Annotated in this window: 13 protein-coding genes; 1 reads left to right on the top strand and 12 read right to left on the bottom strand. The window is 47.1% G+C overall.

Annotated elements, in window-relative coordinates; translation table 11 throughout:
- Window positions 1-103: 103 nt before the first annotated feature.
- The 8 genes from ACO53F_RS04935 to ACO53F_RS04900 all read right to left on the bottom strand — a co-directional run bounded on the left by ACO53F_RS04935 (window position 104) and on the right by ACO53F_RS04900 (window position 9,149).
- Window positions 104-1,726 (bottom strand): amidohydrolase, encoded by a 1,623-nt coding sequence (locus ACO53F_RS04935; protein ID WP_485137534.1) that lies wholly within the window; start codon window positions 1,724-1,726, stop codon window positions 104-106.
- A gap of 9 nt (window positions 1,727-1,735) precedes the next feature.
- On the bottom strand, window positions 1,736-2,818 hold the full coding sequence (locus tag ACO53F_RS04930; RefSeq protein WP_485137533.1) for an ABC transporter substrate-binding protein: 1,083 nt from the start codon (window positions 2,816-2,818) through the stop codon (window positions 1,736-1,738).
- Window positions 2,819-2,989: 171 nt separating this feature from the next.
- Entirely contained in the window at window positions 2,990-4,168 is a 1,179-nt protein-coding gene (locus ACO53F_RS04925; RefSeq protein ID WP_485137532.1) for a macrolide family glycosyltransferase, read from the bottom strand.
- Window positions 4,169-4,324: 156 nt separating this feature from the next.
- Window positions 4,325-5,254, bottom strand: coding sequence for an aldo/keto reductase (locus tag ACO53F_RS04920; protein WP_485137531.1), 930 nt, complete (start codon window positions 5,252-5,254; stop codon window positions 4,325-4,327).
- Window positions 5,251-7,053, bottom strand: coding sequence for a beta-galactosidase (locus ACO53F_RS04915; protein ID WP_485137530.1), 1,803 nt, complete (start codon window positions 7,051-7,053; stop codon window positions 5,251-5,253). The genes ACO53F_RS04920 and ACO53F_RS04915 overlap by 4 nt, the downstream gene beginning before the upstream one ends.
- Complete coding sequence (locus ACO53F_RS04910; protein ID WP_023391244.1) at window positions 7,050-8,414, bottom strand: PTS sugar transporter subunit IIC; 1,365 nt, start codon at window positions 8,412-8,414, stop codon at window positions 7,050-7,052. The genes ACO53F_RS04915 and ACO53F_RS04910 overlap by 4 nt, the downstream gene beginning before the upstream one ends.
- An 87-nt stretch (window positions 8,415-8,501) precedes the next feature.
- Window positions 8,502-8,819 (bottom strand): PTS sugar transporter subunit IIA, encoded by a 318-nt coding sequence (locus tag ACO53F_RS04905; protein WP_306486465.1) that lies wholly within the window; start codon window positions 8,817-8,819, stop codon window positions 8,502-8,504.
- A 12-nt stretch (window positions 8,820-8,831) separates the two neighbouring features.
- On the bottom strand, window positions 8,832-9,149 hold the full coding sequence (locus tag ACO53F_RS04900; RefSeq protein WP_070756269.1) for a PTS sugar transporter subunit IIB: 318 nt from the start codon (window positions 9,147-9,149) through the stop codon (window positions 8,832-8,834).
- A 214-nt stretch (window positions 9,150-9,363) separates the two neighbouring features.
- Here ACO53F_RS04900 and ACO53F_RS04895 point away from each other — a divergent pair, with 214 nt between their 5' ends.
- Window positions 9,364-10,551 carry an ROK family transcriptional regulator gene (locus ACO53F_RS04895; RefSeq protein WP_485137529.1) on the top strand — a complete coding sequence of 396 codons (1,188 nt, stop codon included), beginning with the start codon at window positions 9,364-9,366 and terminating at the stop codon, window positions 10,549-10,551.
- A gap of 56 nt (window positions 10,552-10,607) precedes the next feature.
- On the opposite strand, the gene ACO53F_RS04890 is transcribed toward ACO53F_RS04895, so the two are convergent.
- The 4 genes from ACO53F_RS04890 to ACO53F_RS04875 all read right to left on the bottom strand — a co-directional run bounded on the left by ACO53F_RS04890 (window position 10,608) and on the right by ACO53F_RS04875 (window position 15,108).
- The gene (locus ACO53F_RS04890; RefSeq protein ID WP_485137528.1) at window positions 10,608-11,507 is read right to left on the bottom strand and encodes a DUF7916 family protein; all 900 of its coding nucleotides are present in this window, start codon (window positions 11,505-11,507) and stop codon (window positions 10,608-10,610) included.
- 404 nt (window positions 11,508-11,911) lie between these two features.
- Window positions 11,912-12,754: a MurR/RpiR family transcriptional regulator gene (locus ACO53F_RS04885; RefSeq protein WP_023391249.1), complete on the bottom strand. Its 843-nt coding sequence runs from the start codon at window positions 12,752-12,754 to the stop codon at window positions 11,912-11,914.
- A 221-nt stretch (window positions 12,755-12,975) separates the two neighbouring features.
- A complete protein-coding gene (locus ACO53F_RS04880) occupies window positions 12,976-13,767 on the bottom strand; it encodes a hypothetical protein (protein ID WP_485137527.1) in 792 nt (263 codons plus the stop codon).
- A gap of 114 nt (window positions 13,768-13,881) precedes the next feature.
- Window positions 13,882-15,108 carry a hypothetical protein gene (locus tag ACO53F_RS04875; protein WP_485137526.1) on the bottom strand — a complete coding sequence of 409 codons (1,227 nt, stop codon included), beginning with the start codon at window positions 15,106-15,108 and terminating at the stop codon, window positions 13,882-13,884.
- Between the last annotated feature and the right edge of the window lie 379 nt (window positions 15,109-15,487).

Here is a 15,487-nt window from a genome sequence, read left to right as displayed (position 1 = left end):
TCTTTTTGCCTACAATAAGCAGAACTGGTTCCACCAAAAGCCCTTTGCTAAGCCATTCTTAAAAGCAAAACTGAGACTTAATCAAGCCTCAGTTTCTATAATCTTAATAAACTTGCTGACCGGCCAAATAGGTGGCGGTCACTTTGACTTGCCGCCAGTCCTTGACGCTTCGCAAATCATGGGACAGGACAACGAGGTCTGCCCACATACCGGCTTCCATTCCCCCAATATCAGTTCGACTTAAGGCCTTAGCTGCCCCAAGTGTATGGGCATAGAGGGACTCTTCAAGTGTCAAGCGTTGTTCTGGCATCAAGCCTTGAGGCGGTAGCCCATCCCAGGTCTGGCGGTGGACTGCGTAATGCAAACTCTCCAATGGTGTTACATTGACCACTACGGGCGTGTCGGTTCCAAAGGCCAGAGTTGCACCTTCCTTCAAGAATTCCTTAAAAGGAAACATGTGCTTAGCACGTTCAGGTCCTACTTCTTCATCCAAGCTATCATAGCCTACCATCAGGTGGCTTGGTTGAACAGAAACCACTAGCTGCTCTTGGGCCACTAGGTCTAAATCAGCCCAATCCATTACTTCTAGGTGCTCAATGGTGTGGAATTTACCTAAACTGAGGGGAAATTTGGCTAGGGCTTCTTTGTAATAGGTCAAGGTTAACTCAATGGCCCGGTCACCAATGGCATGAATCCGCATCGGCCAATCTTCTTGGCTGGCAGCTAAGATAAAGTCATGCTGGGTTTCGATTGGGATTAAGGGTCCACCCACATCTCCCGGGTAATAGGGCTCAGGATACTCTGACTTGAGATAGGCTGTATGAGAAGAAGTCACGCCGTCAAAAAACTGCTTGACCCCACCCATTTGTAGCCAAGGGCCACGATAGCGCTGATAGAGTTGACGCAGAGGCTCACGATTGGCCCGCATAGCTGGGAAGAAGCTGAGACGCAGAGGAACCTGGGCCAGGGCGCGTTCATAGAGTTCCGGATAGACCATATCATCAGGACTCTCACCCGTAATGGCGACATCCCCTACCGCCGTTACCCCCATAGCATGAAGGTGACGACTAAAATCTTGCATAGCTAGTACTGCTTCTTCATGGAAGCGTCGGAAGACCTCCGTCTGATAGTAGACTGCAGCAGCTTCTAGGAAAGTTCCCGTTAATTGGCCATCTACCTCATCAACTAGAGCCTGACCTGACAGGGTGACGACATTGTCAGGATTCAAGCCCAAAGCCTCCAAGGCTGCGGTATTGAGCCAAATAGAGTGGGCATCGCCGGACAAGAGCATAGTCGGCTCCGAACAGTAACGATCAAGCATGCGACGATGGGGTTGCTGAGACGGTTGAAACTCGCTAGCATACCAACCAATGCCTAAGCGCCAACCCTGACGCAGAGGTAGCTCCTGGGCCTGGCGCGCGACTATTTCGGGCGTCGCTCCCCCTACTTGCCCCAATATGCCCGCTTGAATCAAGCTAGAAGGATAGAAGTGGACATGCGCATCAATAAAGCCAGGTAGCAACATTTGCTGACCTAGGTCCTTGAGCGGCAAGTGCTTGAGTGCTTCTGGCACTAGAGCCTCAAGATTAGCATGGCTTCCCATCGCTTCTTGATTATCCGGCTCATAGACAGCCGCAATTCGTTGGTCACGAATTTCCACAAGGGCTGGCCCGATGGTCCCCTTAGTCGGGTTATAGAGGGCCTGTGTCTTCAATAGATAGTGCATGATTTCCTCCTATAAGGCCATCTTGAAGCCTAAGAATTGTTCGTTAAATTCCTTAATGATATCCGCCGGTAGGAACTCGTAATGTTCGAGTTGTTGCAAGATCTCAGCAGGCGGATTGAAAGCAGGATTGTCCAGCGTCTCTTGAGGTAGTAGAGCCTTGGCTGACTCGTTTGGCGTGGCGTAACCTACATATTCTGCGTTTTTAGCGGCATTTTCTGGTCGTAGCATAAAATTAATGAAGGCATAGGCCCCTGCTTCATTTTTACTGGTGCTAGGAATAGCGAAATTATCTGTCCATACAGCCGAGCCGTCTTTTGGCACGATATAAACAATATTAGGATTATCCGCTATGACACTGGCAGCATCGCCGGAATAACCCATACCAATCGGCGCTTCACCTAAGCGCATGAGTGGTTTGATTTCATCGGTCAAGACTGCTCGAACATTAGGAGCCAATGCCTTGAGGTAGGTGCCGGCAATGGCTAACTCCCCTGGATCTTGGCTATTAAGCGAATAGCCCCGTGCCTGCAATGCCATACCCAAAGTCTCGCGATGGCCATCTAGGACTAGGATAGAATTCTTAAATTCTGGTTTCCATAAATCCGACCAATTCTCAATAGTAGCTGGGTCTACTTGCTCTGTATTCACCATGATCCCAAAGGTCCCCCAGAAATAAGGCAAGCTATACTGGTTACCTGGATCAAAAGCGTGATTGAGCAACCAAGGTGTTAGATGTTCTGTCCCTTCTAAGCGGCTATAATCTAGCTGTTTAAGTAAGTTCTGATTTTTAAGACGCGCAACAATGGACTCGCTAGGGAAGACTAAATCATAGGGTGTTCCGCCTTGCTTAAGCTTGGCTTCCATGGCGTCATTGGAATCAAATGTCTCGTAGATGACCCGATAATTGCTTTCTTCTTCAAAGGCAGTAATCAGTTCAGGGTCAATGTAATCCCCCCAGTTAAAGATATAGAGGGGCTGACGTTCCACCCCTTGGGCGGTTGTTTGAAGGGACTGCTCCAAATGATGGCGTATCCCCCACAGGGCAGCCATTACCCCTACCAAAATTACTAATCCTTGTACCAAACGCCGCACTGCGCGTCCCCCTTTCTAAACCGGATTCATTCACTTCTTTCATTCTATCATAGTCGCCACTCCGCTACTAGCCCTGTTTGCCGGTCTTAGTAGCGGAGACCTTAAACGTTCGGCTTTTCCTAACTAAGCTATCAAAAAAGGCGCCCTACCATTCAGTAGAGCACCTGATACTTAAGTGTTTTGGGCCACTTGCTCCATAAAGGCAAGGGCTTCTTGATAACCGCCACTGGCCTTAAAGCTCTTGGCCACACGCCCTGCCGCATCGCGGTAATGAGGCTCTTGCAAGACGGTTAGAACGGCACGCCGAATGGCGGATGGCGTCATGAACTTGAGCCAGTAGCCGGCCCCTAGTTCAGCCGTGCGCTTGGCTACGGCTCCTTGTTCCGGCGTTTGGGGGCAGAGAATAAGGGGTACCTGATGATAGAGCCCTTCTGAGGCAGAGTTCATGCCACAGTGAGTGATAAAGACATCCGCAATGGCCAATACCGCCATTTGGTCTACTCGATCGTGAATTTCGATATGGTCAGGTAAGTCCTGCCAGTCACTAAGCTCACTCTGGCCTAAAGCTATGATGACTTGGTAGTCCGGCAAATCCCTGAAGGCATCTATTACAGCACGATAGAAGTCCTCATTATGAACGACTGTCCCCAAGGACACGTAGATGGTCTTGGCTCGTGTCTTAGGATAAGGCTTTTCAACCGGTCGAATGGATGGTCCAATAAAGCGATAGTTGGAGCCAAAACTATCCCAACATGGTTGAAAGTAAGGGGAAGTATAGACCATGGTAGGGGTAGCCTCATCATTTTGAATTAGGTCTAGAACACTACCAATTTCATAGCCTCGCTCCCGCAAGCGATTGAGCTCGCGATTAATACTTGGCATGGACCAGAGCAATTTCAATAAGGCCCAGATACTCTGCCTCATATAACGTGAGGACTCCTTATTGAAGGCAAAGGTCGTGTTGGAGCAAACATAAGGCAGATTCAATTTCTTAGCTAGAAGCTTAGCCCAGGTGGCCATCGAGTCCCCCACAACTAAATCCGGTTGGAGCTCTTTCAAGGCCTCTAGAGCTGGCCCTTCAATCGCCAAGCTAGATTGGACTAGCAAATGTGTGGCAAAAGCCAAGTCCTTGCCCGAGCGGTCTGAGCTTTCACGCTCATCTAGCCCCAAGTCAAAATCCCCATAGTCATCGCAAGCCACAAATTGAGCACCTGTCGCCTGAATGGCTTGTCTGAAGCGCTCAAAGGAAAAATAAGTTACCTGGTGCCCGGCCTCCACCACATAGCGCACCAAACCTAGAGTTGGATTGGTATGGCCTTGAGCTGGTATACAGAACCACGCAATTTTCATTCTTATCACCTCATTTACAAGACAAGAGCAAATAATAGAGACAATATATTAATCCTATTATAACATGGTGCCCCACTAAACCCCAATAAAATTACTCTATCCAAAATAGACAAACACCATCCTATGCTAGGCAGCATAGGATGGTGACTGACTTACTTATGGGAGCCGATTGCCCCCCGCTTTATAGATACGATACCAGTCCTCACGACTGACGTCAATGCGACAGGCTTGCGCCAAATCCACTAAGCGCCAAGGCTGCATGGAACCCACTAAGACTTGCATTTTAGCAGGATGACGTAGAATCCAGGCTAGAGCCAAGGCATCCGAACTGACACCATAGCTTAAAGCCAAGCTAGCTAAACAATCCCTTAAGTCCTGATAGTCTGGGTGTAACATATAGGGGCCTTGGTGTAAATCCACTTGGAAAGGCGACCAAGCCTGAATGGTTATCTGATGAAGGCGACAATAATTGAGGACATCGCTATCACGATTGATACTTTCCGAGTCTTTGGTGTTGACATTCAAGCTAGCATCTAAAAGCACCGTGTGGGCTGGCCCAAATTCCAACTGATTGACAATGAGGGCTTGATCTAAGTAGGAAGACAAGAGACTCATTTGCCCTGGATTCTGGTTGCTGACGCCAAAGTAGCGGACTTTACCCGACTGATGAAGATCATGGAAGGCCTCGGCTACTTCTTCTGGTTCCATCAAGGCATCTGGCCGATGCAGGGCCAAGACGTCTAGGTAATCTGTTTGAAGTCGCTTGAGGCTGCCTTCCACTGCTTGGATAATATGGGCTTTGGAGAAATCGAAATGGTAGTTAGACCAGACATCGGCCAAGCCACATTTGGATTGGATTAAGAGGTCCTGGCGGGCTAAGCCCAGGCCTGTCCAAGCTTGGCCAAAACGTGATTCAGATTGCCCCTTGCCATAAATATCAGCATGGTCGAAGAAATTAATCCCTAGTTCTTGGCAGGTCGCTAGGACCTTCTGGCTGTCAGCCAAGCTTAGGCTATCCATGCGCATACAGCCTAAGGCGATGGCGCTGGCACCTGCTAGCTGACCTCCTAAGTTTAAGGTCTTCATGCCTCAGCCTCCTCTTCTTCTGAACGATAGACAGGCTGATCTACTAAATTCAAGCTCTCTACTGGCACCGACTCCGTCTCAAAGACTACAAACTCGTTGTGAGCCTTGAGGAAGCCCGACGGAACATAGAGGTATTGGATAGGGCCCTGAGACCAGTAACGGCCAAGGTTGAAGCCATTGACACAGACGCATCCCTTGCCATAGGCAGAGCAATCAATAAAGGTATCCTGAATCTGATCCAGCTCAACCTCGAAGCGGTAGAAATGGGGACTCTCTGCTTGTGTAGGTTGCGGTCCTTCATGGTAGCTAATCGCTGCTAGCATGTCTGGCTTGAATTCTAGGGCATATTGTGTAAAGCCTTTGCGGAACTGATGATTAATCATAACCCCGCCCTTAATGCCCTTAGATTGGGTCGGACTATTGAGTTTGAAGCCGTAATTGACGCGCCCCATATTTTCTACCAAGACATCGACTTGTGCAGTGGCCTGGTCAGTATCAAAGAGCACTTCATCGCCAATGTCTTCTCGGTATTGGGTCACTAGGTGCTTGCCTTGGATAAAGACTTGAACCCGGTCATGGGCATTGATGATTTTAAGTCGTTCCGGATGGCCATGGTGTGCGACCCGCGTCCGATAGAGAGTATAACCATAGTGTTGGCCCAAGGCTTCCATGGCTAGCGGGTAGTCCACTTCTTGGCCGGTTCCTAACTGGTCGGCGACTTCTAACAAGTCGGCCCAGCCAAGCACTGGATAGGTGCCATAGGCTCTAGCCTGGCGACTACGGGGCTCAAACTGTGGTAAGTCTGGGAAAAGCTCATGGGTCACCCGCTGAACAGCATAATATTTAGCAGTTGCTTGGCCCCATTCATTGATTGGGGCATCAAAGTCATAAGAAGTGACCTGTGGGAGATCCCGATGCTTGCGTGCAGAACAGCCATTAATAAAGCCAAAGTTGGTCCCGCCTCGCAAGAGGAAGAGGTTGACACTGCCGACAGCCATCATTTCCTTAACATCATGGGCCAAGTCCTCCGGGTCACGGCGGACAATAGGCTCATTCCAACGGTTGAACCAACCATCCCAGAACTCCATGCACATTAGTGGCCATTGCTTGCCATGACGGTCGAAGAAGGCTTGGAGGGCTTGGGTATTGCCCGGTGCATCCGAGCCGAAGTTACCAGTGACAAAGATATCATCTTCAATCAAGGTACCGGACTCTAGCGCTTCAATCCAGGTGCCATCCGAGGTAAAGAGTGGCACATCTATCCCCCGGTCACGCATCATTTGGGCCACGGCCCGTAAATAGTCTTTGTCTTCTGCATAGGAGCCATACTCGTTTTCGACTTGCATCATCAAGATGGGGCCCCCATGAGTGAACTGATAAGGTACTAGCTGTGGTAGGAGCCAATCATAATAAGCCGCTACCTTGGCCAAAAAGGCCTGATCATAGGTGCGATATCGCATGCCAGGATAGTTGAGCAACCAAGCCGGCAGTCCCCCAAAATCAAACTCTGCACAAATATAGGGACATGGGCGAACAATCAAGTGAAGGCCCATTCGACTGACTAGGTCAAAGTAGGCTTTGAAATCCAGCAAGTCACGGTCTTCAAAGACCCCTTCATGAGGCTCATGCAAATTCCAAGGGATGTAAGTCTCGACGGTATTGTAGCCTAGCGCCTTGAGATTGTAGAGAGTGTCTTCCCATTGATCTGGATGCAGACGGAAATACTGGACAGCCCCTGACAGAATTTTGAAGGGCTGACCATCTAAATAGAATTGGTCGCGAATTTCGAACTGTGTCATGCGCCCATCTCCTGTTGTTTATCGGCAATCTTAACGAATGGATAGTAGACGGCAGTGGAAATCCCGATATTAATCAAGGACAGAACAATAGCCCGCCAGTCAAAGGCTGTTGCAAAGAAGCCATAGAGAACAGGTGGCATTACCCAAGTTACGTTCTGAGTAACCGGTGCTACTAAGCCCATAGTTGTCGCAAAATAAGCCACGGTTACCATCAGCACTGGGCTGAGGACAAATGGGATGAACATAATTGGGTTAAGAACGATTGGCACCCCGTACATGACAGGTTCCCCAATGTTAAAGACCATAGGGAAGATCCCTAACTTAGCCACTTCACGCAAATGACGACTACGTGCCATCCAGAGAATGGAGATAGCTAAGCCAATGGCATCAAACCAAACAAAGGCACCGAAGGAGTTATCTGTCCATAGGTAAGGAATCGTAGTACCAGCACGGTAGGCTTCTAAGTTGGCTAGCATGGTCACCCCGAAGAGACTGGACATAACAGGCGCCAAGACGTTGCCGCCGTGGAGACCGAAGAACCAGAAAATCTTGTTTAAGATGACAATAATGAGGACAGCCAAGAAGCTTTGCGACATATTAAGCAGCGGCGCTTGTAAGACCTTATAAACCCAGGTAATCATCAATTCACCGGTCAGTTGATTGAAGGCATAAGTGGCAATAGCGACTACATACATGGCAATGGCTGCCGGAATGATGGATAGGAATGGCTTAACGATAGCAGGTGGCACTGAATCTGGCAACTTAATGGTCCAGTTCCGATTCATGACCTTACAGAAGATGATAACCGATACGAAACCAATGATAATCCCTGTAAAGTAACCTTTGGCCCCGATTTGGTCTAGCGGAATGGCATTACGTACCGTAACCGCTAATTCCTCCCCTTGAACTGCTACACCTTGTAGCTTATCGCCCAGAAGTCCAGCTAAGGCCTTAGAGTCCACATTTTCTAGCTTAAAGTTCTGCGTTACCGTATTGGCAATGGTAATGACGTAGGAAGCAACAGCCACCAAACCAGCGGAGACTGTATCCACCTTGTAAATCTTGGCGATATTAACACCAAAGTTAAAGAGAAAGAGGAAGACAACAATTGGGATAGACCCTTTGAAGAGGATGTAGTTGATATCAATCAACCAGCCAAAAGTTTGCGGGATGAAGGTATTGCCAAATTGGCCAGGTAAATCCGCCAAAAAGGCATTAATCATGAGAGCGAATGATCCGGCCATAATAACCGGCATAGTCCCAATAAAGGAATCCCGAAGTGCAACAAGGAACCGTTGGTTCCCGACTTTGTTGGCGATAGGCATCAGGCGCTCTTGCCAACGATCGACTAAACTTGCCATGATAATTCCTCCTTAAATTTTTACATAAATTAATTAAAACCACGGTTTGGGTGTCTACCAATCTAGCTTGGACTGCTCCCAAGCCACTTATTGGGCTAAGACTTGGTAGACTTCGATTAATTCCTGAGCTAAATCGACAAAGGCGATACTGGTCATGAGATGATCCTGACCATGAATCATAAAGAGGCTAAGGGGCTGCTCAATCCCTTGTGCTTCTTGAGCCAAGACTCCGGCCTGGGCGTGATGGGCTTCTAAGAGGGCTGCTCGAGCCGCTGCCATTCGCTCCGTCGCGCCCTGGAAATCTCGCTTCTTAGCTGCTGCCATGGCTTCGATGGCACAGGATTTGGCTTCACCGCCATACATAATTAACTGCATGGCTACTTCTAATGCGGCTTCTTGTGACATAGGCTGACTCCTTTATCCCATGAGGCTTACAGCTAAAGCCAAGACCTTATCGCCTTTCATCATGCCATAATCTGTCATGGGGATGACCTCCACTGGGATGCCACGGGCTGACAAGTCAGCAGAAAATTCGTTCTTCAAATAGCGGACTTGGGGGCCTAACAATAAGACATCTACTGCATTGTTCTGGAGATATTCCTTGGCTTCTGGCACTGGCACAGCAAAAATATGGGCATCTAACCCTTGGTCTTGCGCGGCCTTTTCCATCTTGGATACCATGAGGCTAGTCGACATGCCAGCAGCACAGACTAACATGATTTGCTTGGTTTCCATTTACAACACCCTTTCCTTTCAATTTGAAAGCAAGAAAAAATGAACCGATTCCTATTATTTCAAAAATGTAAACAAGCAGGCGTGAAAGGGAACCGATTCTCAACAATTATTTACTTTCTATTAATATTATAGAACCTACAACCTCAGATGTCAACGTTTTCATTTGAGGATTTATTTATTTTTTGTTATGATATTTGTGAGGAAGTGACCAGACATGACAATAACCAAGAAACAGGCCGCTCTAAGGGCCACCATTTTAGATAAACTCTACGCCAAGGCGCCACTATCACGTATTGATATTGCTAAAGAAACGGGCATAACGCCTGCTACCACGGGGTCTATTATCGGGGATTTAATTCGCCAAGAACTCGTCTATGAAGTTGGGGAAGCTGAAGATGACACGGTAGGCCGTAAGAAAACCTTACTTAGTCTTATGCCCCATCGGGCCTATTATCTAGGTGTCGAAATCTCTGAAAAATACCTAGCCTTGGTCATTACAGATAATCTTGGCGAGATTCAAGCTAGCGACTACAGCATGACCTTCCAGCAACTAGGTAACTACCCGACTAGCGCTGACTTAGCTGACTTTATTCATCAATTTATAGCGCAACATCCTGACTTTCCCTTGACCGCCATTGGCGTCGGGCTCCCGGGCCATGTGGACTTCGACTTGAGTCCCTATATTCAATCCAACAATCAGCATTGGCAGAATCTCAATCTGGAAGAGTTGGCCCAGGCCTTTAGCCTGCCAGTTTATTTTGATAATAAGTCTCACTGCTTGACCCTGGCCCAAAGACTTTATGGCCAAGATGACAAAAACGATCATAATTTTATCGTCTTCCATGTCGCTAACGGTATTCATTGCTCCTATATGTATCAAGGGCAAATCTACGGGCGCCAGAACTTCTTGATTGGCGAAATCGGCCATACGATTTTAAATCCACAAGGGGAAGCCTGCACCTGTGGTAAACGGGGCTGCCTCCAAGTCTATGCTAGCGAAGCTAGCCTGATTGCTAAGGCTCAAACCCTCTATCGGGTAGCCCAATCCACCTTCCTGCCTAGCTTAGTATCAGAGCCTGAAGCTATCACGCTGACGACCATTATGGATGCCTGCGCCTTAGGCGATACTAGCTGTCTCCAATTGATTCAGCAAGCCTGTCACTACCTGTCAATCGCCCTATCCAATCTCAGTCAGCTGATTGACAGTGACGCCATCTACCTTGACGGCCAGTTCTTCTCCTACCCACTAGTCGACACCCTCTTGCACCAAGAGCTAGCGGCTACCACCCCGCTCTTCCACAAACAAAAGAAAATACGGCTCATTCCCCTGACCTATAGCCCACTCAATATTGCGCGGGCAGCCACTAGCCTCTGTGTCAAAGCCAGCTTCTTATCAGCATAAAAATAAGCGGACCTCCTACTAAAGCTTGTAGAAGGTCCGCTCTTTTATTGCTTTAATTAGCGGTTAATGGAACGCGCAATCATGGAAATGGTATGCCGTTGACCGCGAATTGCCTTGCTGAGGGCAAAAATATTCTCCACTGGAGCCAAACAACCATAACCGGAGTCCCCAATGTGTTGGATGTCTACCCCACAAATCTTATTGCGGATAGCCATCTGCTTAATGGTGTCGGTATCCGAGCTTTCCTGGCTAGTTCCAATGGCGCTCATCACTAGAGCCCCTGCTTGATGGGCTCGCTGAACAATGGCCTTGAGATCCGTCTCATCGAAGCCTGGCACACTGCCTACAGCCGGCGCCAAAATGACATCCGCTCCAGCCTCAATGAATTGGCTGACCGCTTCTAAGTCTGCAACAGGCTCGTCAACACCTGCCCCATGCATCTTACCCGCAATCACTAAACCCGAGAAATGCTGCTTAGTCAGCCTAATGGCTGACGCAATGGTCTTATTAGTCACACCGGTCCCAGGATTGCCAGTCAAACAGATAAAATCCACACCTAGTGATTGAGCCGCTTGTAAGGAAGCTTCATTTAGCTGGCGCCCTGTCGCCAATTCTTGACGTTCTTCATTCATCTTGGCACTGGTATCAACAGGTTCCAGATTGACCCCAATTGGCCGTCCTACTAGGCGATGGAGCTCTGCGACAAAATTAGGGACATTTGGATCGATGGCTGATATGACTGGGTTTAATAAATCCACCCCGTTAAGCAAAATCAAATCTGCCCCAAAAGCGCGAGCCATCTCTGAGTTAGTAATATCCCCAATGTAGGACTCCTTAAAGCCCACATTCTCAGACAAAATCACTCGCCCTTCACTAGCCTTAATACTCTGTTTTAGTTCTGCTGCTGACATGGCCAGAATTTCCGACGTGTTGGCACTAATCAAACGTTTCACCATGTGAATCCTTCTTTCTTTTTGGTAATAATAAAGATAAGACTAACCTTTGATTACGCCCTTTTGTTTACATTTTGTTATTAATTAGTATAGCATGATTCTTCGGATATGTAAACGGTTTATAACTCATGATGCATCGCGCTAACATTAACTATATTGGTTCAATTTTATACCGCGAGTTCGGGTTAACCCGAACTCCCAACAAAATCGTGACCGATTAAGAAAGTTATATTTTATACCTTATTCACTTATTATACAGGAATTATTCGAAATAAATTTCCTTCAAAACGCTTTTTAAAAAATCCGCTGAATTGACTTTAAAATCTTCTAATCTTTAGAAGGTCAAGCTCCTAGTTTATTTACCCTATCCGGGCAAAAAAGGTTGGGCTTAGGCCCAACCTTTTGCTTTAGTCAATCTTTCGAATCATTTTCCGGGTCTTAACCAGGTGTTCCTTAGTTGCATGGAATTGGCGTTGTGCCACCCCATAATAGAGTAGGTCTGTCACAATTAAAGAGCCATCCCGAGAGGTTACAGAACCTAGTCGAATTTCCTTTTCATCCCGAGGAATGAAGAGGCAGACATCGGCTAAACTAGCTAGGGGTGCCTTGAGATTGTGGCCGGTAATGGCGATAATCTTAGCCCCTTGCTCTTTAGCCAAATAAGCCATCTGATTAACGGTATGCGTATTACCGCTATAGCTGACAACCAACACCACGTCTCCTGGCATACAGTGCGCCATTTGCGCCATCAGCACATGGGTGTCGCGGTCATAAGTAACAGGGCGATTAATCCTCGTCAATTTGTGAACCAAGTCCATGCAGACTATCCCACTGCCCCCAATCCCACAGAGGAAGAGACGATGAGCGCTGGCCATCATATCAATGGCTTGAGCTAGGACAGCTTCATCAATGAGTTCATAGGTTCGACGTAGATTCTGTTCCAAAATGGTCTGGGTCTTATGCAGCAAGGCCCCTAGCGTATCTCTTGGATCCAAGAAAAGATCCACTTCTGGCATCTCTTCATCGGTGCGATCTTGGGCCAAATCCAACTTCAAGGCAGGTAAGCCCTTATAGCCCATCTTCTTAGCAAAACGAGTCCATGCTGCCCCTGATGTCCCTGAGGCCCAACCCAATTCTAGCGTATTCATCTCCAAGACCTCATGACGGTGTTCCAAAATATAACGGCCAATCATTTGCTCGGTCGCGGTCATGGATTCCAAGGCACTCTTAATCTTGGTAATACAACTCATAGCTTCCACTCCTTTATCCTTATTAATTTATATACCACTCTCATACTAGGTCTCCCCAGCCCATTTCGCCTACAGTATAGCATACTTAAGCCCTTACGACAACTGAGTTTCGCCTAATTGTTTATAACAAAGAAACAAAGTTTCATTATCCAGCAAAAGAAAACAGGCTCTATGAGCCTGTTCTTAGCTGACTATATTTATATGATTTATTAGTAGATATTTTACTTCACTTTGCTAACTAGCCAGGCGCTTTGCGCCAACAAATAGGCAAAAGGCAAATACAAGACCAGGCTCCGCCAATAGGCAGGACCGACGCCCACACCGCCTCGCATCATGAGCCAATAGAGAAAAGGATAGCAGAAGAGCAGAAGATTGACTCCGGCGAGCCCAAAATAAAGTCGCCAAGTCTGACGATGACGAGCTACTGTCGCTAGAATCGCGCCCAAGACTAATAGGCTATTGAGAGCCGCTGCTTCACGCCAATCCAAATTATTAAAGCCAAAACGCAAATTATTCAATAAAGGGACTAGGAAATAGAGCAACATCCCCGTCTGTAAGTAAGCCAATCCCAACTGATGACGTTCCAAGGCCACTTGCTTCTTATTTCGAACCCCTTCTGGTTTAGGCCAAACTTGGGCGAAGTTCCTAAGGCGATGGCTCCAAAATAGTGAAGCCAGGAAGAAGACCCCTGACCGAATCATCAAGTCGACTTCGTAGGCAGTCCTTAGTTTTGTGCTTCCTTGCCCTGGCACAAGTAGCCCCATCAACAGGCGCCCCCAGAGCACAACCAGTCCCAGCCATTCCAAGCGATAGGCCCATCTCATACTAGTCCCAGATTGGGATAACCAGGCCAGCCAGGTGACTGCCATAGCTAGTAGCCAGGCAGCAAAAGGCAAGTTAATGAAGTCCCAGTTAAAGATGTTCTGGTATATCCATAAACCGGCCAGCACCTTAAAGACTAAAAATAAGGCAAAGGCACGGTCCTGGCGTGCTTTATCTACTATGGGTTCCATGGCAGGCTCTCCTTTCCTCTAGTCTCCTTTATTATAACAGACTCCCCAAAAGGCATCATTAACCGACTAGATCAAAAAAGTGCGGACTCACCTGCACTTTTCTCAAAACAGCTCTTAATTCTTGTCTGGCACAAAAGCAAGCCAGTCTGCATCTAGAAACCAACCGTTGGGAATGGTCTGATTGTCTGTTTCATGATAGCCTACTTGTCCACGAAGCGTTAGGACTCCCTGCCAACTGCTGATAGCCTGTGGGACTTTCCCCTGAACACGCACTCGCAAAACTTTAGCTGAGACGTCCCCACCAGTAGACTGACTGAAAGCAAACCAGTAAGCATCCCCTACTTGTCCTAAAAAGCCCTTCTCATTAGTGGTCATTCGACATTCAATTAATTGGCCCCTTAAGGTCTCGGCTTGGGTCAATACTTGGTCTAAATCTTGTAGCTGATAGGCTTCTTCCCCTTGGTAGCGGGAAGTGACGCCAAAGACATAGCCTTGAACACCCGCTTTAAGCTTACGTAAGAAAAATAAGGGGAGTGTCGGTAACCCTATCAAGAGTAGGGCAGATAAGCCCATGCTAAAGATAACATTTGCTAATGCCTCGGAATCTCTCACCTGATAAAGAAATTGAAAAAACATCGTCCCTATCACCAAAAGAGCGATTCTATAAACGATAAGAAACAAGATACCCATTACGAGATAAACTAGATCTAAGTTCCAGGCTATCTTGAGCAAGTCCGGACGATGATGACGGTAACCCCTCCAAGCTAAGTAGGTAGTTGCAAGACATAAGATTATAACTAATAGGTAAAGGGGCTCATGAGAATAATTCAGGTGTAAGACGAGCATCTGCCATCCTTTAATGAAGAGATAGCCTAACAACGCACGATTAAGTGCCTTATTCCCCTCAGTTGGAACTAGCTTTAATTGATTTCCTTGCTTATTCAATTGGCGCCCGACCAAGAATTGCTGATAGGCACAATAAACCATAGGAACTACTGATACAAAGAGTTTTGGGATGAGATTTGATAAAGCGGTAAGTGGCGAAAAGGCCAATAAGTTTTGAAAATCTAAACTTAGCAAGACATAGATGACAATACCGGTATTGAATGCACCAGCTAGATAATGACACCAGGCCTGCTTTGACTTATAACCTAACCAAGTCAGTACTAGTGGTAATAAAAAGATTGCTTTTTCTAACAATAAGAGCCCAAAAATAGTCTGACTTGCCCAACTAAATATGGCAAAACCAAAAAGAATGGGGCTAAGCTGGAATAAAAGATAGACCAGTTGGCATTCCAGCAACCAACGTTGCTGATTAGATACTGACCTGTTAACTTGCATATGTTTTCCTCCTCTTAGGGATATTCAATCTTACTGGCTTTACCTAGTTAGAACTAGCTCGGCAAGACAACACTGTATGTAGGCTGCGATAGCTCTAATAAAAAGTGACTAGTACGACAGATAGAATTCTTAAGTTGGTATTATCATAAAGCCTTCGAATCCAACTTGGTGATTCTTCATGTTTTCTTCTGTCATTAGGCCCCTCCTAATCTTGCGATTGATGCCTGTATCTCTTAGTTTCTAGTTCATGTAACCAAGCAGCCCTGGCTTCCTCGAAGCGGTTCTTGGCGCCTAGGAGTACTAGCCAGATTATGATAGGGATGATCAATAGTATCAGGACAAGGCCTTGACTTGCCCATAAAACATATGGGAAAAATGA

The sequence above is a fragment of the Abiotrophia sp. genome (genome assembly GCF_057275535.1).
This window is presented reverse-complemented; position numbering and strand designations above follow the sequence as displayed.

Coding starts and splice junctions, on each gene's coding strand:
- ACO53F_RS04935 (WP_485137534.1), bottom strand. CDS start 1,726: ATGCACTATCTATTGAAGACACAGGCCCTCTATAACCCGACTAAGGGG.
- ACO53F_RS04925 (WP_485137532.1), bottom strand. CDS start 4,168: ATGAAAATTGCGTGGTTCTGTATACCAGCTCAAGGCCATACCAATCCA.
- ACO53F_RS04920 (WP_485137531.1), bottom strand. CDS start 5,254: ATGAAGACCTTAAACTTAGGAGGTCAGCTAGCAGGTGCCAGCGCCATC.
- ACO53F_RS04915 (WP_485137530.1), bottom strand. CDS start 7,053: ATGACACAGTTCGAAATTCGCGACCAATTCTATTTAGATGGTCAGCCC.
- ACO53F_RS04910 (WP_023391244.1), bottom strand. CDS start 8,414: ATGGCAAGTTTAGTCGATCGTTGGCAAGAGCGCCTGATGCCTATCGCC.
- ACO53F_RS04905 (WP_306486465.1), bottom strand. CDS start 8,819: ATGTCACAAGAAGCCGCATTAGAAGTAGCCATGCAGTTAATTATGTAT.
- ACO53F_RS04900 (WP_070756269.1), bottom strand. CDS start 9,149: ATGGAAACCAAGCAAATCATGTTAGTCTGTGCTGCTGGCATGTCGACT.
- ACO53F_RS04895 (WP_485137529.1), top strand. CDS start 9,364: ATGACAATAACCAAGAAACAGGCCGCTCTAAGGGCCACCATTTTAGAT.
- ACO53F_RS04890 (WP_485137528.1), bottom strand. CDS start 11,507: ATGGTGAAACGTTTGATTAGTGCCAACACGTCGGAAATTCTGGCCATG.
- ACO53F_RS04885 (WP_023391249.1), bottom strand. CDS start 12,754: ATGAGTTGTATTACCAAGATTAAGAGTGCCTTGGAATCCATGACCGCG.
- ACO53F_RS04880 (WP_485137527.1), bottom strand. CDS start 13,767: ATGGAACCCATAGTAGATAAAGCACGCCAGGACCGTGCCTTTGCCTTA.
- ACO53F_RS04875 (WP_485137526.1), bottom strand. CDS start 15,108: ATGCAAGTTAACAGGTCAGTATCTAATCAGCAACGTTGGTTGCTGGAA.